Source organism: Pseudomonas cichorii, assembly GCF_015471405.1.
GTDB lineage: Bacteria > Pseudomonadota > Gammaproteobacteria > Pseudomonadales > Pseudomonadaceae > Aquipseudomonas > Aquipseudomonas serbiensis.
Genome location: NZ_BLVZ01000016.1, coordinates 1 through 21,395, shown reverse-complemented (window position 1 = coordinate 21,395; position 21,395 = coordinate 1). Strand labels below are relative to the sequence as shown.

Sequence of the window (21,395 nt, the reverse complement as noted above, 5' to 3'; positions counted from 1 at the left end):
TAGAATCGCGCCACTCAATAGCGCTTCATTTCCAGTCGGGAACTCGCAGCTGTGCCGCGTCGCATCATTTGGGGCTTCAGGCTCCTCAGTGTCTGGGTTGTATCTTTAGCTATCAGCGGCTGTATCGGAACCGACGGAATCACCTCACAAGGCAGGGCATTGCCCCTCGAAAGCCTGGCCACCGATCAGGCTATCCAGAGCGCTGCCATGGACGCCAACTGGCCTGACGCTCAGTGGTGGCGTGCCTATGGCGACCCGCAACTCAATCGCTGGATCGAGCTGGCAACCCTCGGCAGTCCGAGCCTGGCGATGGCTGCCGCGCGTGTGCGCCAGGCAAAGGCGCTGGCCGGGATTGCCGAATCCGCCGAAGGTCTGCATGTCGACAGCAGTGCCAATCTGGCTCGTCATGACTGGCCGACCGATCAATTCTATGGGCCTGGCGAACTGGCCAATACTCGCACCTGGGACAACAATGCATCGCTGGGTTTGAGTTACGCCCTTGATCTTTGGGGCCGCGAAAGCAACGCCAGCGAACAAGCGCTTGACTTGGCGCACATGAGTGCAGCCGAGCAACGTCAGGCCCAACTTGAATTGCAGGAAAATATCGTCCGCGCCTATATCCAGCTGGCTCTGCACTACGCCCGGCTGGATATCGTCCAGGCCACGCTGGCCCAACAGAAGCAGATTCTCGATCTGGCCCAGCGTCGTTTGAAAGGCGGCATCGGCACGCATTTCGAGGTCAGCCAGGCCGAAACACCGCTGCCGGAAACCCATCGGCAAATCGACGAACTGGAAGAAGCCATTGCGCTGGAGCGTAATCAACTGGCCGTGCTGGCGGGCAAAGGGCCGGGGGAGGGCGCTGCGCTGCTACGCCCGAGCCTGTCGCTGCACACTGCACTCAAACTGCCCTCGGCATTGCCTGCGCAACTGCTGGGCCAGCGCCCGGATGTGGTTGCCAGCCGCTGGCGTGTCGAGGCGCAGGCACGTGGGGTCGATGTGGCGCATGCGGGTTTCTATCCCAACGTCGATCTTGTCGGCAGCCTTGGCTATATGGCCACGGGCGGCGGGATGCTGGAGTTTCTGACCGGCAGCAAGCTCAGCTATAAAGCCGGCCCGGCCATCAGCCTGCCGATCTTCGACGGCGGACGCCTGCGAGCGGAGCTGGGCCAGGCCGTGGCGGGTTATGACCTGGCCGTGGCCCATTACAACCAGACGCTGGTGATGGCCCTCAAAAGCATTTCCGATCAGTTGATCCGCCGTGCCTCCATGGACAAGCAGCAGGTGTTCGCCGCCGAGTCCGTCGCGGCAGCCCAGAAGACCTATGACATTGCCTTGATCGCCTATCAGCGCGGCCTGACCGACTACCTGAACGTGCTCAATGCCCAGACGCTGTTGTTTCGTCAGCAACAGATTCAGCAGCAGATCGAAGCCGCTCGCCTGAGTGTGTACGCCGGGCTGGTGGTGGCGCTGGGCGGCGGGCTTCCTGATGAATAAAACCTCACCTCGTGGGAGCGGATCGGGCGGCGCTCCGCTTATCTGCGAAGACAGTATTCCAGACGCTACATCTTCAGCAGGCTTACCGGGGCCTTCGCGAATGAATTCGCTCCTACGGCTTCTGGTGCGAGAGCTCAATAGTTGGGCGCGTAGCGACGGGGTCACCTGGATCTATATCTTCAAGGTGTTGATTGCCGCGTTCCTCACTTACTGGCTGGCGTTGCGCCTGGAGTTGCCTCAACCGCGCACGGCCATGATCACTGTGTTCATCGTCATGCAGCCACAGAGCGGGCATGTGTTTGCCAAGAGCTTCTACCGTCTGCTCGGCACGTTGGCGGGTTCGGCCATGATGGTGCTGCTGATGGCCTTGTTCGCACAGAACTCGGTGCCGTTTCTGGGGTGCCTGGCGCTGTGGGTCGGGATCTGTTCGGCAGGCGCAGCGCGTTATCGCAACTTTCGGGCTTACGGTTTTGTGCTGGCTGGCTACACGGCAGCGATGGTCGGCCTGCCCGCACTGGCTCACCCGGAGGGCTCGTTCATGGCAGCGGTCTGGCGGGTGATGGAAATCGCTTTGGGTATTGTCTGCTCCACTGCCGTGACGGCGGCGATCCTGCCGCAGAGTTCCGCCGCTGCAATGCGCAACGCGCTGTATCAGCGCTTCGGTGTGTTTGCCCGTTTTGTTGTGGATGGCTTGCGTGGCGTCAGCGAGAGGGATGCCTTTGAAACCGGCAACGTGCGCTTTGTCGCCGAAGCCATCGGCCTGGAAGGGATGCGCAGCGTAACGGTGTTTGAAGACCCGCACATGCGCCGCCGCAACGGGCGGCTCAATCGCCTTAACAGCGAGTTCATGGCCATCACCACGCGCTTCAATGCCCTGCATCAATTGCTGGCGCGGCTGCGAGCCAGTCAGGTGAATTCGGTCATGAACCGGGTCGATCCGGGCCTCAATGCCTTGGCCCAATTACTCGATGCCTTTGCCGACCGGTCCCTGACCATTGGCGATGCGGCAGTGTTGGTGCAACGTCTGGAAGTCTTCAAAACCGAACTGCCCGACCTGGTTCGCAGCATGCGTGCCGAGCTTGAGCAAAGCGGGCCGGATGAAGCCGAGTTGCTGGATTTTCACACGGCTTTCGAGTTGCTGTATCGCCTCGTCAACGACCTGCATGACTACGCCCAGACCCATGCTTCACTGGCTGATCACAACCATGTGCGCGAACAGTGGGAAGAGTCGTTTGTGCCGCGCACCAGTTGGATGACTGCCTTGGCAGCCGGTGTGCGTGCGAGTACAGTCGTAGCGTTGTTGAGTGCGTACTGGGTGCTGACGGCCTGGCCCAGCGGCGCGATCATGACCCTGGCGTCGGCTGCGACCGTTGCCTTGTCATCCACCACCAACAACCCGCGGCGCATGTCGTTCCAGATGGCATGCGGCACCTTGCTGGGCGCGATTCTGGGCTTTACCGAAACCTTCTTCATATTCCCGCACATCGACGGCTTTCCATTGCTGTGCGTGTTTCTGGCACCGGTATTGGTGGTCGGCACCTTTCTGGCTTCGCGTCCTCAATGGGCCGGTTATGGGCTGGGCCTGCTGATCTTTTTCAGCATCGGCTCGGTACCGGACAACCTCACGCTCTACAACCCCTACACCTTCATCAACGATTACATCGCCATGGTCGTCGGCATGTTGTTCTGCGCCGCAGCAGGCGCAATCATCCTGCCGCCCAACAGCCGCTGGATGTGGGAGCGCCTCAAGGACGCCCTGCGTCGGCAAGTGATATTCGCCATCAGCGCACCATTGCCGAGGCTGGGCTCCAGCTTTGAAAGCCAGACCCGCGACCTGATGCATCAGGCTTATGGTCTGGCGGTCGGCAGGCCTGAAGTGCAGCGTGAACTGCTGCACTGGATGTTTACGGTGCTGGAAATCGGCCACGCGATTATCGAGCTGCGCCGGGAGCAAGCAGTCCTGCCGATCCATCCCAGCTACGCCGAGTACCAGTCCTGGCGCATTGCGATCCGGGTCATGGGCCGGTCGCTGATCCGCCTGTTCATCCAGCCCGATGCCAGCAATCTGGAGCGCTGTCTGGTGGCGGTCGATCACGCCATCAGTCGTGTGCAACTGACCGACGAACCCTTTGCCTCGCACTTCGACACCTCAGTGCTGCGCCGGGTCAAAAGCTACCTGCATTTCATCCGTACCTCGCTGCTGGACCCGCAATCACCACTGGCCGTGCATGGCCGCCCACAAGGAGTCGTCCATGCCTCGTGAAATCGCGTTCCACGGCCTGTACATGCCGACCATCACCCTGATGTTCCTGATTGCGCTGGTACTGGCCTGGGCGCTGGACCGACTGCTGGCCGGGTTCGATCTGTACCGACATTTCTGGCACCCGGCGCTGCTGCGCCTGAGCCTGTTCACCTGCATTTTCGGCGCGCTGGCGCTGCCCTTTTATCGTTGATGCCCGGTTCGAGAACCTCTGGATGAAAAAGCTCTTCAGTCTGATCGCCACCTTGCTGGTCCTGGCCCTTGCCATCTTCATCGGCCGGACCTTGTGGGTGCACTACATGGAAACACCCTGGACCCGCGATGGCCGGGTGCGAGCCGATATCATCAACGTCGCGGCGGAAGTGGCCGGCACCGTGATCGATGTGCCGGTACGTGATAACCAGCAGGTGAAAAAGGGCGACCTGCTGATGCAGATCGACCCCGAGCATTACCGGATTGCGGTCAAGGAAGCAGAGGCTTTGCTGGCCTCGCGCAAGGCCACCTGGGAGATGCGCAAACTCAACGCCAAACGTCGCGCCGACATGGACAACCTGGTGGTCTCCACCGAGAACCGCGACGACGCCAGCAACATCGCCACCTCGGCCCTTGCCGATTACCAACTGGCCCAGGCTCGTCTGGAAGCGGCCGAACTCAACCTGTCACGCACCCGCGTGCTGGCGTCGGTTGATGGTTACGTCACCAACCTCAACGTCCATCGCGGCGACTATGCCCGTGCAGGCGAAGCGAAGATGGCCGTGGTCGATATGAACTCGTTCTGGGTCTACGGCTTCTTCGAGGAAACCAAACTGCCCCACGTCCACGTGGGTGACCCGGCCGAGATGCAATTGATGAGCGGCGAAGTGCTCAAGGGCCATGTCGAAAGCATCGCCCGCGGCATCTACGACCGCGACAACCCCGAAAGCCGCGAACTCATCGCCGACGTCAACCCGACCTTCAACTGGGTCCGCCTCGCCCAGCGCGTACCGGTGCGTATTCACCTGGATCAGGTGCCTGATGGGTTGCTGTTGGCGGCGGGGATGACGTGTACGGTCATCGTTGCGCCCGAAAAGGTTGTTCGCGACTGAAGTCGCTCCGCGGTTGTGGTGTTATTGCTCAGGTGATCGGTGCGTCAATGCAGGCCTGTTGCTTTGCACGCCTCGACAAAGGTTGCGCCTTTTTTGTCCATGGCGTTTTTGACCATCTCATTTGCTTTTACCAACTCGGGGCTTGGTTTCACCCATTGTTCCGGTGGTAGCGGTTGGGACCAGACTTGTACTTGTTCCGGCAAAACAGGACGGCCTGCACGGTGGCTCCATTCAGCCAACATGTAAGGCATTTTCCAGAAACTCAGCACACGCCAGATGTACCAGCGACGTAACGGCCATGGTGTGCGTTCGGGGTAACCGTAATTTTCGCGTTCCTCGTCCGAAAGGTTTGCGCCTTCGTCGTTCATGTTGCACATCCAGCGAGCCTCTTCGCGTTCGACTTCAAAGGTGTGCAGCCCTTCGTAAGGTTTGAGGCGATCTTCGCTGGGGACTAGCCCCAGTGCCGCATGCATCGGGTTGGGCGCGTCCACTAACTGGCCATCTTCCATGTAGTTGCGAATTGAAGTCCACATCCCTAGAGCATGAGCATCGCTTGGTTGCGGCAGCAGGATAAACTGCACTTTGTCCTGCTCGTCATCTTCCAGCCCCATCCCAAAAGTGTACTGGCGTGTGGCACCGTAACTGGTTACGCCTTGGGTATTGGCAACCCAGGCGACCACGCTTTCCCATGGAACGATCAGAACGCGATGGGTTTTGTCATCAACGTAACAGACTTCGCGGCGTTGGCGGTTGAAGCGTAGGGGATATTTTTTTCGAGAGAATATAACGTCGGAGAACATACCGTAGAGGTAGGCGCCGATTGGAAAAATAAACAGGAGAGAGCCGAGAACAGTGACTTGTAAGAAGGTGAGTAGATCGCTCCATGGGTCACTGAAGTTTTCAGGATAAAAAATCACCCCGAAAAGGATCACAAGGCTTGGCATCACGAAGGCTGTGAATAATGCCATCCAGATTGCCGCAGCCAATATTTTGCCTTGGCTCACCATTCCCCAATTATTGCCACCAACCTCAAGAAAGGTATCGTTCATCTCCGAAAAGCTTCGGCTGGAGCCTTGTACCTGCCCCGTGTAAACCGGTAAAGGTGACAGGAACAAGGTTTCGTTCAAGCCCTGAGCGCGAATCTCCCCGGCCCGAGGACGTTGATTGCGTATGTCTGGTGCCGTTTCTGTGGTGGCACTCTTGCGCTTGAACAGATTTTTAAACATCGACAGTCGCCAATTCTTCTTTTTTGAAGCCTGAACGGCGATTTGCACGCAACCGTGTCTCAAGCATTCTGTGATTCTTCTGTCTTTGCCTCACTCAGGTTTGCTTTGAAATACGTCATGAAATCCTGCCCTTGGGCAAAGGCTTTTTCGAGGTCTGCGCTTTGCTGTTTGAGGGCCGGGCTTGGTGTGGCCCATTGTTCAGGGGGCAGCGGTTTTGACCACTCGGCAATCGAGTTGGGCAGGGTTTTCATGGTGTAGCGTTGGTCCCATGCGGCGATCCAGTAGGGCACGCGCCAGAGGGTAATGAAATGGCTCAAGTACCACCAGCCGACGCCCAGTATGGAGCGTTCCTTATGCTGGTATTCCTCACGCATGTCTTCGCGTTCCTTGTCGAAGGTATGAGAGCCTTCGTGGGTGGCCTTGCCTGGGCAGAAGTCCGGGCCTTTTTCCATGTAGACGCGAATGGCTTCCCATTTGGCCAATCCATGCAGAGGCGTGGGGACGCCCTGCCTCAGAAAGTGGACCTTGTCACCCACCGGATCGTCGATGGCCATGCCGAAGGTATAGGTGCTCATGACACCCACCCCGGTAAAACCGGTGCTGACCGAAACCCAGGCTACGGTGTCTTCCCAGGGTTGAATGACCGGTTTGTCCGAGCCGTCCGGGAAGTAACAGACTTCCCGGCGTTGACGATTGAAGCGTATCGGGCGAGTACGGGCTTTGGCGCGTGTTGTACTGACAACGGCGTAGAGGCCGATGAGGGCGCCCACGCCTCCAGCCCATATTGAAACCCATAATCCAAATACAAAAAAATCGCTGAAGTAATACCAGAACGTTCTTCCAAAGGGATTAAAAAAAGTACCGAAGCCCATTAGAACAGGAAGCACTATTACAAAGGCGATGATTGCTGACATAGGCAACGAGACAGCAAGCCTAGCCTGATAAGATTTGCCTTGATTGCTACTTCCCACGTCCAGATAGACGTCGTTGACCTCAAGAAAGCTTCCCCCGAGATCCATTGGGGGTTGTCCGGTAGGCACGGGGAGTGGTGATAGAAACACACTTTCGCCGGTGGCAAAACGACGTATTTCACCCGCCTTGGGGCGATTGTGTTTCAGGTCCAGTTCGTCGTGCGGTGTTGGGTTGGAGGGCATAGGTTTCAACCAAAATGTGCAGGCACCGTAGGAGCGAATTTATTCGCGAAGAGGCCGGTGAACCCGGCCTATCACCTGCGTCTGGTATAGAGTATTCGCGACTGAAGTCGCTCCTACGCGGTTGTGGTGTTATTGCTCAGGTCGGCCTTGAAATACGTCATGAAATCCTGCCCCTGAGCAAAGGCTTTTTCGAGGTCTGCGCTTTGCTGTTTGAGGGCCGGGCTTGGTGTGGCCCATTGTTCAGGGGGCAGCGGTTTTGACCAGTCGGCAATGGAGTCGGGCAGGGCTTTCATGGTGTAGCGCTGGTCCCATGCGGCGACCCAGTACGGGAAACGCCACCATGTGACGACATGGCTCAAATACCACCAACCAACGCCCAGCGCGGAGCGTTCCTTGTGCTGGTATTCCTCGCGCATGTCCTGACGTTCTTTATCGAAAGTATGCGGCCCTTCGTGGGTGGCCTTGCCGGGGCAAAAGTCCGGGCCTTTTTCCATGTAGACGCGAATGGCTTCCCACTTGGCCAATCCATGCAGAGGCGTGGGGACGCCCTGCCTCAGAAAGTGCACCTTGTCACCCACCGGATCGTCGATGGCCATGCCGAAGGTATAAGTGCTCATGACGCCAACCCCGGTAAAACCGGTGCTGACCGATACCCAGGCTACGGTGTCTTCCCAGGGTTGAATGACGGGTTTGTCCGAGCCGTCCGGGAAGTAACAGACTTCCCTGCGTTGACGATTGAAGCGTATCGGGCGAGTACGGGCTTTGGTTCGGGTTGTACTGACGACGGCGTAAAGACCGATGAGGGCACCCATGCCTCCACCCAAAAGTGAAAGCCATAATCCATATGCAAAGAGCTTACTGAAGTAATACCAGAAGTTCCTTCCGTATGGATTAAAGAGCTCTCCAAAAATCCCCATTGAAACGGGTAGTAGGAAAAGGCATACGATGATTGCCAACATCGGTAGCATCACAGCTATTCGAGCTTGAAACGCTTTGCCTTGGTTGCTACTGCCTACATCCAGATAGACGTCATTAACCTCTAGAAAACTTCCCCCCAAGTCCATGGGCATTTGTCCGGTAGGCACCGGGAGAGGGGACAGGAAAAGACTTTCGCCCGTGGCAAAACGACGTATTTCACCCGCCTTGGGGCAGTTGTGTTTCAGGTCCAGTTCGTCGTGCGGTGTTGGGTTGGAGGGCATAGGTTTCAACCAAAATGTGCAGGCACCGTAGGAGTGAATTTATTCGCGAAGAGGCCGGTGAACCCGGCCCATCACCTGCGTCTGGTATAGAGTATTCGCGACTGAAGTCGCTCCTACGCGGTTGTGGTGTTATTGCTCAGGTCGGCCTTGAAATACGTCATGAAATCCTGCCCCTGAGCAAAGGCTTTTTCGAGGTCTGCGCTTTGCTGTTTGAGGGCCGGGCTTGGTGTGGCCCATTGTTCAGGGGGCAGCGGTTTTGACCAGTCGGCAATGGAGTCGGGCAGGGCTTTCATGGTGTAGCGCTGGTCCCATGCGGCGATCCAGTACGGCACGCGCCACAGGGTGACGATATGAGTTAAATACCACCAGCCAACGCCTAACGCGGAGCGTTCTTTATGTTGGTATTCCTCGCGCATATCTTCGCGTTCTTTATCGAAGGTATGTGCTCCTTCGTGCGTAGCCTTACCGGGGCAGAAGTCCGGGCCTTTTTCCATATACACGCGAATGGCTTCCCATTTAGCCAGCCCGTGAATCGGTGTCATGACGACTTGCCGAAGAAAATGCACCTTGTCATTTTTCGGATCGTCGATAGCCATGCCAAAGGTGTAACTGCTCATCACGCCCACCCCGGTAAAACCGGTGCTGACCGAAACCCATGCTACGGTGTCTTCCCAAGGCTGAATGACCGGTTCATTGGAGCCGTCCGGAAAATAGCAGACTTCCCGGCGCTGACGGTTGAAGCGTATCGGTCGAGTACGGGCTTTAGCGAGTGTGGTGCTGACGACGGCGTATGTACCAATGAGTGCTGCTGCACCTCCTGTCCAAAGTGAACACCATAATCCGAATACAAAGAAATCACTGAAGTAATACCAGAACGTCCTCCCAAACGGATTAAAAAATGTTCCGAAACCTGCTAAAACAGGAGCCACAATAAGGCATACGATAAGCATAAACATAGGCATCATTACACACAGTCGAGCCTGATAAGACTTGCCTTGATTGCTACTTCCCATGTCTAAGTAAACGTCATTGACCTCAAGAAAACTTCCCCCGAGATCCATTGGGGGGTGTCCGGTAGGCACGGGGAGTGGTGAAAGAAACACACTTTCGCCGGTGGCAAAACGACGTATTTCACCCGCCTTGGGGCAGTTGTGTTTCAGGTCAAGTTCGTCGTTTTGATCGGGTTTGGAAGACATAGATTCAACCAGGTAGTAGGCGAGTGGGATGGCTATAGAACATCGCTGTTCACCAGTAGCCATGGAGCATCAGTGGTGCGAGTCCTCAATACGGTAACCTCTGAAAGCAGCTTGTTATCCTTTCCACCCAGCGACGTGGTTTCAAAACGTTTCTCCCGGTAAGCCGTATCGCCGGGAACCGGGTGATACTTCAAGACAATAGCCAGACCATGCTGTGCATTGGCCTGGTTCTGGAATATTTCCAGACCTAATTTGAGCGGGGCGTCGGGAGCACTCAGCAGATCGAGTTGGTACAGAAACGGTTCGCTCCAGGCTTCCCAGTCATTGCGTTGACTATTTTGCAGAAAATAGGCGCTGAGGCCGAAGTTCACGTCGTTGAGTTCTTTGGCTGTTATACCGGGAAAGCGCACGATGAGCATGGGCTTGTTATTGATGTGTTCTAGCGAGACCGTTGGCGAGGAGGTAATCTCGGCAAGCGAGAGACGCTCTTCAGACAAGTTTCGATTTTTGCTCTGTTTACCCCACGTGCTTTCCAGCAACCATTTATCAAGCTTGGTTTTATTGTTGCGGTTATACAGCCATTCTCCACCGAGTTGGAGACCTGTGAGCACCAGACCAATCAAGTTGGCACGGGCGGCGACGCTCAGCAGTTTTCCACCTGCTGTCACCCAAGCAAGCGCACGTGCCTGGGTAACACTTGTCACTGCGCCGTAGGAATATTGGGCGGTTCTGGCTGCAGCCCAACCATTGACAACCACTTGTCCGGAGTCCCCGGCCAGAGTCATGCTTGCTCCTGCTAATGTCGCTCCGTTACCTGATCGCAATGCTTCTGACCAGCGTGCGTAGGACCCTTTTTCACCCGCGATGCTGAAGCCAGCTGCGGCAGCGCTAGAAAGGTAAGCCGTGAGCCCCAAGCCACCAGTAAGTTTTCCTAATCTCGCCGCCATTTTGATTTGAGCAGCCCTGCTTGCGTAATTACCAATGGCGACCGTAAGGCCTGTGATTGCAATACCTTGTGCTGCTGCAAAAGTTCCACCGATCATTGAAAAAAGAGCATTTAGAAAACTCAATTTATCGGAGGCGTCTACTTCCTTTTTCTTGAGGAGCTCGCTAGAAACAGTAACAAAGTTAATAATCTGTAAAACCGCCGCCGCCGAAGCAAATAAATCCCCCCCTACAGGCTTGAAAATATCGCTGCTGACTCCCTTGAACGGACGATTGAGCCGATAGTCGGCCGCCATTCTCTCGAACTCAAGCAACTGGGCATTGTTAAGCCCGGCGATCTTGAAGCCCGCTTTGCCCGCTCCATCACCGACGGGACTCATGGCCTGAGCAACGCTTCCTTCAAGGGGCAAGACAGCCTGTTGCAGGGCCTTGCGTTGAGCTGCCAGTGGTTTGTAGCTGCCTTTGGGGGCCTGGCCTTTATGTTCTTTGGCCAAGGTCTGTTTGATCTGATTTTTGAGTGATCGCATTTTCTGACGGAGCTCGGTCAGTTTTGCGACATCCTCATTGAATTTCTTGACCTGGCTGGCCGAGGAGAACTGAAGCGTTATTCCGGTTTTATTGAAGGCCTGCAAAATATTTATCCAGGAGGCCCCTGGAATATTGCGCAGTACTTTTGATGGGTCGAACGGCTGACCACTGCGCAAACTCTGCATTGCATCATCGAGTGCACCTGCCAGGCGTAACTGTTTCGCTGGATCGTAAGTGGTATCACGTAGCTGGCCGAGCATTATGTCGGTATCGGTAAGCTGCAGGGAGTTTGGCAGATGCTCGGCCAGCAGATTGCCAAACTTGCCGCTAAGCTGCTGTGCACCGGCATAATCGTTTTTGACCATGAGGGTGTCACGCAGGGACTTAATGAATGACATAAGCTTTGCATGCAAGTCTTTCTGGTCAGCCTGGCTCAGTGTGATAAACGCGGGCAAGGAAAGTCCGGGTTTTTGCTCAATCAGTTTGGCAAGTTTTTCAGTGGCGCTGTCGGTCCGGCAGATATCCTTGAGAGCTGCATACTCAGTTGCCAGAAGTTCATGCAGTTGTCCTTGAGGCTTTGGATCGAAATACCAGGCTGAGCGGTGGAAGCGTTCCTCGGTCACCAGCTTGATGCGATCTTTGGTGATCAAATCCAGCTGTTTGTTCCAACGCTCCAGATGGGCTTGTTGTTCCTTGATGAATGCTTCCATGGGCGTTCGGTTAACCAGGTCATTGATGCCTTGTTGACCCATCTTTGCACCTTCAAGTGCCTCTTCGGCATTGTCATCAATGGTTTCGATCAGATCCTCGTACTTGGGATAGAGCGCCCCCAGGCTTTCTCGCATCCGTATCTTTGCTCTGGCAACGCTTACCGGTGTTGACCATAAATTGGCAAACTTCTGTTGGTTTTTATGGTTGACGTAATCAGCGATGGTTTGCCGTTGCTCGGCGTTCGTTTCATCCTTGAGCTTGTCAAAGCGCGGATCGCTCTGCGACGCCTTGAGAATGTTGTCGCCGGTCACGGTGTACAGGGTTTCGATGTAGCAACCCATGACATATTTCTTCTGCGTCTCCTGCGAATTACTCCAGTCACTTATCCAGCCCGAGACCAGATCCTGATGTTCGGCAAGATCGCGCAGCACGCCAATGTCATCTTCCAGAACCAGATACAAGTGGTCCTGCTCGTATTCGGCCTTGACCTGCTTTTTCAGTACACCGAGTTGAGTCTTCTTGAATTGAGTCGCTTGCTCCCAGAGGTAGTCCTTGCTTTCCTCGGGTTTGGCACCTGCGACCGCGGGTGTCTTGCTTGGCTGTTCTGCAATCTCCGCTACCCACTTTTCTGCCTGCTTGGGTGTCAGCAGGTTGGCTGCACCTTTCTCCGGGTCGGCCTTGGCAAGACTGACCTTCTGCATGAAGTGCTCACGCTCGGATTTGTGCTTGATGACCTGCGCGCATTTGGCGGCAGTCCATTGCACTTCGGAGTAGTTGACATAGAGAGTGTCCGAGCGCGGGAAGACCAGCGCGGCTTCGCCTACGTTGCTTGTGCGTTTATCGGCGCTGACCTCGCTTTTGTTCCACAACAATTGGGTCACGATGCCATCTTGAATCCGGTATTCATGAAGGATGACTTGAGGCTTCTTGTCGACGATGACGTAGAGCCAGCCGTCGCGGATCAGGCGAATGCCCAATGGACGTGAAGTGGTTTTGTAAGGCATTGCCAGTTCGCTGGACGGGTCGAGTCGTTCGACGAGGCCGTAGCGCAGAGGGATGAGCTGAATCTTGGCTTTCATCAGGGGGCAGCCGCCCATGGCGCATTTGCCATCGTCCCGGCTCTTTGCGACGTTGTTCGGGCTTTTGCCGGCCGATGTTGGCGTGGTCATCCTTGGCTCCTGTTGAAGGCTTCAGCCCGTTCCTGTGCAATATCAGCGACCCGTTCGAGTCGCTGAGCGGGCGTTTGTTCCGATGGGGTCTTGAGAATTGCATCGAGGTCTGGATGATCTTCCAGCGCTCGTTCACCAAGGAACCCGTGAATGTTGGCGTAGAGGGTGATGTCGAGTTCGGTGTTGAAGCCTCGGTCATAAGAAGTCGACGCCAGGGTATGCAGATGTTCCCAGCGTTGCAGGGGCGTCATTTGAGCCTGATAGGACGGGAAGTATTCGTGCATGTGTTCATCGAGCCGGAGGACGATGCTGCGAAAGTTCACTTCATCCAGTTGGCTCAGTTGATCGTCGCTCAAGCGGTAGAGCTTGCTGCGGTCGGGCTCCAGAGCCTTGCCTGGTCGCAGGTCTACATGCCAGCAACCCAGCGCTGCATCGGCGGTGACGACCTGTGCACAAGGGCCGAACAGCATCGGATCCTTGCTGTTGTTGGCATGTGCGAGCAACGCATGCATTACGGCTGGGTCGGCTATACGCAATAGCACTTCTTCGCCCTGCGGATGCATCACGCTGGTAAGCCAGCGTAAGTGCGTGAGCATGCTGTCCCAAGGTTGATCGCTGAAAACAAGGTAGCCCCATTCCTTGGGCGCTGCGCTCAGGAATTGCATCAGGATCGGATTGTTCTGGGTTTTTATCTGGACGAGGCAAGGAGAAATATCACCCAGTTCGGCCCACTGTGTACCCAGAAAGAGCGGCTCAAACACTGGGTTATCCGACCATTGATAAAGATGCTGTGGAAGCTTTTCGATGCTGACACCATCCAGAAGCAAACCGACCGTGCCATTCCATGGCAGGTTTTTGGGCAGGCCATGCTCTAGCGCCCATTCGGACTTAAGCATCTTGTTGTGCCTCCAGCTTGGCAGCTTCGCATACCGCACAAATCGGCTTCTTCTGCATCAATGCCTGACGCTGCGCCGGGACCAGCAGTTTCCCAGCCTTATCCGCATCCGCCTGCTTCAACGGCCCCGGCAACAACGGCGCTGCACCCGTCCCGCTGCCCGGGCTACCACCAGCATTGACGTTGATCACCGGCCCGCTCATTGTCACGCCGCTGGCGTCGATCTTGATGAAGCTGCCACCGGCTTTCAGGGTCAGTTCGCTGCCGGCTTCGAGCACGAGTTTCATGCCGCTGCTGACGTGGATTTCCTGGCCTGCATTGATGAACTGGCCGGTGCCTATCTTGATGTGCTGATTAACGGCCACCGTTAAATGGTCATTCGCCTTCGTCTCGACCTTCCGGTCTGCATAGACCGTGTGATGCTCCTCAGCCTTGAACTCGCTGTAGCTGTTCTGCTCGACGGTGTCATGGCGCTCGTTGCCGACACGGATCTTCTGATCGTTCTCGATGTTCTCGTCCCAGTCGCGCTGGGCGTGGAGGTAGATCTGTTCCTGGCCTTTCTTGTCTTCGATGCGCAGCTCGTTGTAGCCGCCACCGCCCGGTGAGCTGAGGGTCTTGAAGGTGCTGCGGGTCTTGTTCGCAGGCAACTCATAGGGGACGACGTTTTCCTTGTGGAACAGGCAGCCGGTGATCAGCGGTTGGTCGGGGTCGCCTTCCAGGAAGGTGACGAGCACTTCCATGCCGATGCGCGGGATGGCGATGCCGCCGTATTGGGCGCCGGCCCAGGCGGAGGAGACGCGCAGCCAGCAACTGGTCTTGTCGTCGGCCTGGCCTTCGCGGTCCCAATGGAACTGGACTTTGACGCGGCCGTATTGGTCGCAGTGGATCTCTTCACCTTTCGGCCCGGTGACCACGGCGCTCTGGCTGCCGAGGATGCGCGGCTTGGGGTGGCTCAGCGGCGGGCGGTTCGGCACGTCCCAGGGCGTGGCCTGGAAACGGTTGCGATAGCCCTGATGGAAGTCGTCCTTGAGCGTCGTCGTGTCACTGCTGACCGACTCCTCCAGCACTTGCGGCTGTTTGCCTTCGTGGAAGATTTCCGTCAGCAGCCACAGGTCGTTCCATTTGGCCTTGGGGTGTTGGGTCAGGGCAAGGAAGTGGCCGCTGACCAGCAGCGGCTGATCGCTTTTGCCTTCGGCGAGCTGGTAGTCGCTGCGATGCCTTTCAAGGGCGCGCCTGGCCAGGTGCTTGCCACGCTCGCGGTCCACGAAACGGCCCGGATAGTCGTAGTCTTCAAGGTCGGGCAGGGCGTCGCCACGGTTTTCGCTTTCCAGCGTCAGGCGTGGTTTTTCAAAGTCGTAGTCGCGGCGGGTGGTGCGGCTGGTGCGAGTCTCCAGGCGCATGTCGAAGCGCTTGATCACCGGGTCGTTGGCGACCATGCCGGAGTCTTGCTGATAGGCCACGGGTGCGAGTTTCGGGAACACCGTCTGGTCATCGCCGAACACCAGCTTGTGGCCCGTGCTGCTGTGCTGGAAGTGGTAGTGAATCCCTTCTTCCTCGCACAGGCGCTGGATGAAGTGCAGGTCCGATTCATCGTATTGAACGCAGTAGATGCGCTCGGGATAAACCGACCCGACTGTGAATGCGTAGGCGTTGCTCTGGATGCCATGTTCTTCAAGGACCTGGGCGATGATTTTCGGCACGCTGAGGTTCTGGAAGATACGTTGGTTGATGCGGTGCGCCAGGTAGGACAGCTGCGGGCGCAGGGTCACCGAGTAGCGGGTCAGGCGTTTGCCGGAGTCACCCTGGGCGGCGCGATAGATCTGGCCATGAATGCCACTGCCGTCAGGCGAAAGTTGCAGGAAGGCAGGTTTGTGCAGGAGCGTTTCGAGGTCCAGGGACGGCTGCTCACTGACCAGTTCGACGTCGAACACGAACGGTTGGCTGATGGCTTCCCGGCCGGTGAGGGACAGGACCTGAAGGTCGCTGTTGAGTCCTTCTATGGTCAGGCTGAAGTGAGTCTGATTGGCCGGCGCGAACATCCCTTGTTCCTCAATTCTGGAAGAGCGTAAACAACATCGACCAGCAGAAGCTGGTCGATGCTTGAAGCGTCAGCCGTTATCAGGCGACAGGCGAGCGCCAGTCATCGGAGCCCGAAGTACCGGACACTTCGTGGGTCCAGGTGATTTTGCGGTAGGTCATTTCGATGTCTTCCAGGTGCGTGAAATGAGCGTTCGCAGGGTCCTGGCAGTTGTGCATGTAGTCCTTGGAGCTGACGAGGATGGCGTCTTCCAGAACGGTGGTGTAGTAGTGCTCTTGAGTACCTTGAGCGGAGGTGCGGAACCATTTGATTTCGACTTTGCTCAGGCGCTCGCCGGAAGTCAGTGCCGCTTGCAGCAGAGGCGAGGACTTGTCGAACACTTTGGTGATTTTCACAGGTTTGTGAACGCGCTGGCCGGTAGGCTGGCCGGACTGAGGGTCACGCGGGATGATCACGTCGTGATGGAAAGCCTGGACCATTACTTCGTCTTCGTGGCCTTCCTGAAAGGTGTTGCCCACGGAGTCGGCGGTGAATGCGCCGGCAGTGATCAGGCCTTGTTTTTCGCCAGTGATGGACATGTACGCGGGTGTAGCCATGGGTGCTCTCCTTGCTGAAACATTGAGTGTCCCGGGAGGCGAATTCGCCAGGTGGGTGGCGATTACAGATCAAGCTTCGTGCCAGATAATATATTTACTATATAAATCAGATAGATAAGTGTTTTGTTGTCGGGTTTTCATGATTTTCACATGGAAAACCCCTTAAAAGTGCGCAAGAAGTTGCGCAGTGGTGCGCAACTTCTTGCGCACTCGTCTGTGAGCTTTTAATTACAAGGGTTGTAGAGGTCTATCCACAGGATATGCACAAAAAAGTGCGCAACTTCTTGCGCATAATGGCTATGTGGCATGTCTCGTCGTGGGAGTCAATTCCTGCGCGAAAAAACCACTCGGTTGTACGAGAAATCGAGATCTGTTCTGTATATCCCTTTGAGAATTATCACGCCCGCTGGCGAGTCATGGGAGAGTTGGTTCGAGGGAGAAGGGGGCAGCCCGTACGCGAGTTCACAACACCTTGTCCAACCCGAAGCGCTTCCTCAACCCTCCCTCCAATAACCCTTTGGGCAGCAGCCATGACATCAGCGGCAAGACCCGCGAGCCGTTGCCCAGGCGCAGCAGGCGGGGCGGGTTTGTCTGCTGGATGGCCTTGAGCAGTTCCCGGGCGAAGTCGGTAGCGGGTGTCGGGTTGTCCTGGGAGGCTTTGGCTCTGGCGCGAATGCCTTCGCGGATGGGCCACCATGGGGATTGTTCGCTGATCAGTTGCTCGGCTTCATGAGTGGCGTTTTTCGCGAAGCTTGAGGCGATGGCGCCGGGCTGCACTTCCATGACCTGAATCGAAAACGGTGCCAGTTCCAGACGCAAGGCATCGCTCAGTGCATGTACCGCTGCCTTGGATGCGCAGTAGGCGCCGGCAAATGGCGTGACCAGCACCCCCGAGACGCTGCCGATATTCACCACCAGCCCCTTGCTGCGCCGCAAGGCTGGAAACAGTGCTCGGGTGACGCCGACCACCGAAAACACATTGGTCTCGAATTGCCGTTGCATGGCTTCGACGCCACCGTCGAGCAGTGGCCCCATGGCGCCATAACCGGCGTTGTTGATCAACACATCCAGCCCGACGCCTTGTTGTTCAAGGTCGGTGGCCAGACGTTCAAGGGCGGCGCTGTCGTTGACGTCCAGTTGCACGGCGCTGAAACCGGCAGCGTTTAGGCTGGCGACGTCTTCAGCCTTGCGCGCCGTGGCCCAGACTTGATAGCCCGCGTTTTTGAAAGCGTCCGCCAGAGCCCGGCCAATGCCGCTTGAGCAGCCGGTGATAAGTGCTGTGGGCATTTGGTTTTCCTTAATCCGAGAAGCTGCCTTGTAGATGTTCGGGACGAAACTCCAGGCTTTGTGGGCGATAGCCCGGCCGCAACGGCGGCAACGGCAGGCAGTCCTGCCACTGACTGCCCGGCTGCAATACACCGGGGCCACTGTAATGCGGTGCAGTGTAGGCATCTTCAGCGAGGTTCACGGTATCGCCGGGTGCATAGGCCGCCACGCGCCAGCGTAGTTCGCGCAGGGGAACCGTGTTGGTATTGTCGATGAGCACCAGCAAGGGTTTGCCTGCCGGGCATTGTTGCGGCGCGTAATCCAGACGCAACCCCAGGCGCTCCAGTTGACGCGCTTCGCGGCTGTCCTGCCAGATCACGACGGTAGCGACTACCCCCAGGCCTGCGGCAGCCGCCAGTGATACCGGCAAGGCCTTTGCCGGATAGCGCAGCAGCAGGATGAGCCAGGTCAGGATAAGCACAATACCAATCAGCATGATGTGCATCTCGTCAGCATGGAAGCTGGCATCGTACCGAAAGGCAGGTGGGCTTTACCAATGGCAGTCATGAATGACGGGATATTCTGCCTGTCCCTGTTGTGTCGAGGTTAATTCTTCAGGTCGCAGCCTAGACAATGCTGTACTCGATGGACTCTTTGCCCGCCACCCAGATATCAGGCGTTATGCTGAGAAAGACCTGAATCCTGGCCTTGTCGCCAGGCTTGAACGCCTTGAGGATTTCGTTCTGTTTGACGGCATCAATCGAATCTTTTCCCTGTTCAAGGTTGAGCCGGGTCGAGATGATTTTGCCACTGTTGTCCGGGGTGGAGAATGTCATCAACACTTCATGGAATGCCCCGTCCTCGAAGCCCGGTAGTACAAGCGTGAACCCTTTGTTGGCGATGAGGGCGCTCAGTTCTGCGCGCTCGTTTGCTTCGCGTATATAGGGCTGTGTGACAGACTCGGAGACGGCCCCGTCACTCAACGGTATTGTGAATTGTGTGGTTTCAGATGGATTTTCGGGGGTGTTGATCTCGACCGTTACGCCAGTAACGTCTATGCCTTCGCTGCTCATTTTTGACTGTCCTGAAAGATAGAGTGTTTTTATAGGTGTGTTATATCGATTGGTAATTACGTGCTGTCTTATCGCTACTCTCGTGTCGAGAGGCTTAAGCAAGCCCGGTAACTTTCAGTCAAGCCTGTTTGCCGAGGCTTATGACATGGGGCGACGAGTGGGGGAGTATGTGTGGCTACAAGCTACAAGCTACAAGTTCGCAATTGGCTTGAGGCTTATAGCTTGAAACTTGACGCTTACCTGCCACTTGTCCGGGCCAGGCTTTTACCCATTGCAGGGGTGAGTGGCTAGATAGCCCGAAGGATTCCTGACCTGTTAACTATTCACGCGGCAGCATTTAAACGATGTTGTACTCGATGGAGTCTTTACCGGCCATCCAGATGTCACCATAGACCCTGAGAAACACCCGGATCCTGGCTTTGTCTCCGCGCTTGAACGTGCCGGTGATTTGGTCTTTTGTCACGGTATCAATCGAGGCCTCCCCTGATTTGAACGTAATCAAGTTCGAGTTGATATTAGCGCTATAGTCCAGTGTGGAAAAAGTCATGATCAGCTCATCAAAGATCTCTTCCTTGAAGGCCGGAAGTACCAGAGTGAACCCTCTGTTTGCAATGCTGACATCCAGTTCTGAAGTTTCGTTTGCCTCGCGTACATAAGGCACCGTGATAGCCTCGGAGGGAGTGGCGTCACTCAGTTGGATTTGCAGGTTTATAACGTCTGATTTGCTTTTGGTAGTGCTCATTTAATTTCATCCTGAAATAAATTTATAAAGGGTATATGGGTTTTTAATGCGGGGTGGTAGGTGTCTATTTGATGGCCAGATGTTACTTCCATGTCATGATGTTTGAACAAGGTTAAGAGTGTCTTGAAGAATATGTCTACTGTTATTTGTTACAGGAGGCGACAGACGGATATGTATAGAATTAATGGTTTCAAGGCGTAAGGTTTTTTGAGAAATAAGTTACAGATTGTAATTTCGGGCAGCACGTGAGTAAGTTGCTTGAAACTTGAGGCTTATAGCTTGCCGCCTAAAACTCCACCTATCCGAAACTTTCTCTGCGCTGGCAACCGCTGAACTAGCCTTCATGCAGTGACTGGCAGAGGTTCACGCCATGGATGGCTTATCCGCAGATCTACATCGAGACACACCGACGCTCGCGGTCGTTGATCCGCGGCGTCTGTCTGTGCGCTCCGTGGCCTGGTACCGCAAGCAAGCCAATGATGCGCCTGCCTTGCGTATCAATCGCTCGCTCTTTGATCCGGCTGGCCGGCCGATTGGCAGCCACGATCCCAGGCTCTGGGAAGAAGGCGCGCCAGCCAATCTCGTCAATGTTCATTCCCTCAGTGCTCAAGTGCTGGCCAGCGAAAGCGTCGATGCCGGTTGGCGGGTTTCGTTGCTGAGCGAAAGTAGCGAAGTGCTGCAAGCCTGGGACAGTCGAGGCACTGTCCGGCGTGTGGAATATGATGAACTGCTCAGACCAACAGGTGTTTTTGAAAATGACCGCTGCATTGAGCGTCTGGCGTATGGCGATGTTGATTCAGTTCCCCACAACCAGTGCGGCCAGTTGATTCGTCACGACGACCCGGCAGGCACGTGTTCTAATATCGAGTTTGGCCTGACCGGCGCAGTGATCGAGCAGACGCAGCATTTTCTCAAGGACTTCACCGGCCCCGACTGGCCCGAATCGCTGTCAGAGCGCGACGCCTTGCTGGAATCCGGTAGCGGCGCGACCACGAGCTGGGCCTATAACCCGCTCGGCGAGGTCATCGGGCAAACCGATGCGCAGGGGAATGTTCAGCGCTTTGCCCAAACGGTGGCAGGTGAGTTGCACTCCTGCCATTTGCAACTCAGCGGGCAGCCTGAGCAGATACTGGTCAATGAGATTCTCTACGACGCTCAAGGCCGTGTGGAGTCGGAAACGGCAGGTAATGGCGTAATCACCACTGCTCGGTATGGTGATGAAGACGGCTGGCTGCTTGAGTTGAAAGCGATACGCAGCGCCGGTGAGTTATTGCAGGGCCTGGCTTACGACTACGACCCGACGGGTAATGTCATCCGCATCGAAGATCGTGCCCAGCCGATCCGGTACTTCGCCAATCAGCGCATAGAGCCGGTTTCAACGTATCAATACGACACGCTGTATCAACTGACAGAAGCCACGGGGCGAGAGCTGGCGACGGTCAATCACGGCCCCGTCTTTGCAGATTTTCAGAGCCCAGCAGACCCCGCACAACTGGCCAATTACACGCAGACCTACGATTACGATGCGGGTGGCAATCTGAAGCAGTTGACTCATGTCGGGTCGCAAAATCATTCCCGGACTCTGGTGACCGCTTTGCATAGCAATCGCAGCCTGCCAGTGATCAATAACCAACCGCCCAGCGAAGAAGACATCGCCGCAGCTTTTGATGGCAACGGCAACCTGCTGGCATTGCAAGCGGGGCAAACCCTGAGCTGGGACCTTCGTAACCAGTTGCAGGAGGTAAGGCCGGTTGTGCGCGAGTCCGGCGTCGACGACAGCGAGCGCTATATCTACGACGCCAGCGGCCAACGCCTACG

16 protein-coding genes and 1 pseudogene are annotated in these 21,395 nt (G+C 56.2%); 5 read left to right on the top strand and 12 right to left on the bottom strand.

What is annotated here, in order from left to right; genetic code table 11:
- Positions 1-51: 51 nt before the first annotated feature.
- From JL015_RS22485 to JL015_RS22470, 4 genes are all read left to right on the top strand, one after another.
- On the top strand, positions 52-1,494 hold the full coding sequence (locus tag JL015_RS22485; RefSeq protein ID WP_201020001.1) for an efflux transporter outer membrane subunit: 1,443 nt from the start codon (positions 52-54) through the stop codon (positions 1,492-1,494).
- 100 nt (positions 1,495-1,594) lie between these two features.
- On the top strand, positions 1,595-3,757 hold the full coding sequence (locus JL015_RS22480) for an FUSC family protein (RefSeq protein ID WP_201020000.1): 2,163 nt from the start codon (positions 1,595-1,597) through the stop codon (positions 3,755-3,757).
- Positions 3,747-3,947 (top strand): DUF1656 domain-containing protein, encoded by a 201-nt coding sequence (locus JL015_RS22475; protein ID WP_025258695.1) that lies wholly within the window; start codon positions 3,747-3,749, stop codon positions 3,945-3,947. Before JL015_RS22480 ends, JL015_RS22475 begins: the two co-directional genes overlap by 11 nt.
- 22 nt (positions 3,948-3,969) lie before the next feature.
- A complete protein-coding gene (locus JL015_RS22470; RefSeq protein WP_201019999.1) occupies positions 3,970-4,839 on the top strand; it encodes an efflux RND transporter periplasmic adaptor subunit in 870 nt (289 codons plus the stop codon).
- A gap of 44 nt (positions 4,840-4,883) precedes the next feature.
- Here JL015_RS22470 and JL015_RS22465 read toward each other — a convergent pair whose 3' ends face one another.
- From JL015_RS22465 to JL015_RS22410, 12 genes are all read right to left on the bottom strand, one after another.
- Entirely contained in the window at positions 4,884-6,113 is a 1,230-nt protein-coding gene (locus JL015_RS22465) for a DUF6708 domain-containing protein (protein ID WP_236250259.1), read from the bottom strand.
- A gap of 11 nt (positions 6,114-6,124) precedes the next feature.
- Entirely contained in the window at positions 6,125-6,835 is a 711-nt protein-coding gene (locus JL015_RS22460) for a DUF6708 domain-containing protein (protein WP_307726275.1), read from the bottom strand.
- Positions 6,836-7,332: 497 nt separating this feature from the next.
- Complete coding sequence (locus tag JL015_RS22455) at positions 7,333-8,031, bottom strand: DUF6708 domain-containing protein (protein ID WP_307726274.1); 699 nt, start codon at positions 8,029-8,031, stop codon at positions 7,333-7,335.
- Positions 8,032-8,531: 500 nt separating this feature from the next.
- Positions 8,532-9,614 (bottom strand): DUF6708 domain-containing protein, encoded by a 1,083-nt coding sequence (locus tag JL015_RS22450; protein WP_374063462.1) that lies wholly within the window; start codon positions 9,612-9,614, stop codon positions 8,532-8,534.
- A gap of 32 nt (positions 9,615-9,646) precedes the next feature.
- On the bottom strand, positions 9,647-12,967 hold the full coding sequence (locus JL015_RS22445; protein WP_201019998.1) for a toxin VasX: 3,321 nt from the start codon (positions 12,965-12,967) through the stop codon (positions 9,647-9,649).
- Entirely contained in the window at positions 12,964-13,863 is a 900-nt protein-coding gene (locus tag JL015_RS22440) for a DUF4123 domain-containing protein (RefSeq protein WP_201019997.1), read from the bottom strand. Before JL015_RS22440 ends, JL015_RS22445 begins: the two co-directional genes overlap by 4 nt.
- A complete protein-coding gene (gene tssI, locus JL015_RS22435) occupies positions 13,856-15,901 on the bottom strand; it encodes a type VI secretion system Vgr family protein (protein WP_201019996.1) in 2,046 nt (681 codons plus the stop codon). Before tssI ends, JL015_RS22440 begins: the two co-directional genes overlap by 8 nt.
- 79 nt (positions 15,902-15,980) lie before the next feature.
- The gene (locus JL015_RS22430; protein WP_025258081.1) at positions 15,981-16,496 is read right to left on the bottom strand and encodes an Hcp family type VI secretion system effector; all 516 of its coding nucleotides are present in this window, start codon (positions 16,494-16,496) and stop codon (positions 15,981-15,983) included.
- A 462-nt stretch (positions 16,497-16,958) separates the two neighbouring features.
- Positions 16,959-17,783 carry an SDR family oxidoreductase gene (locus JL015_RS22425; RefSeq protein WP_201019995.1) on the bottom strand — a complete coding sequence of 275 codons (825 nt, stop codon included), beginning with the start codon at positions 17,781-17,783 and terminating at the stop codon, positions 16,959-16,961.
- A gap of 10 nt (positions 17,784-17,793) precedes the next feature.
- Positions 17,794-18,258 carry a multidrug transporter gene (locus JL015_RS22420; RefSeq protein WP_095067213.1) on the bottom strand — a complete coding sequence of 155 codons (465 nt, stop codon included), beginning with the start codon at positions 18,256-18,258 and terminating at the stop codon, positions 17,794-17,796.
- A 130-nt stretch (positions 18,259-18,388) separates the two neighbouring features.
- Entirely contained in the window at positions 18,389-18,835 is a 447-nt protein-coding gene (locus tag JL015_RS22415; protein ID WP_025258707.1) for a hypothetical protein, read from the bottom strand.
- A gap of 337 nt (positions 18,836-19,172) precedes the next feature.
- Positions 19,173-19,577, bottom strand: coding sequence for a hypothetical protein (locus JL015_RS22410; protein WP_025258708.1), 405 nt, complete (start codon positions 19,575-19,577; stop codon positions 19,173-19,175).
- Positions 19,578-19,947: 370 nt separating this feature from the next.
- Between JL015_RS22410 and JL015_RS22405 the strand changes: the two are divergent.
- Positions 19,948-21,395 (top strand): annotated as a pseudogene (locus JL015_RS22405) (RHS repeat protein); the annotation flags it as partial.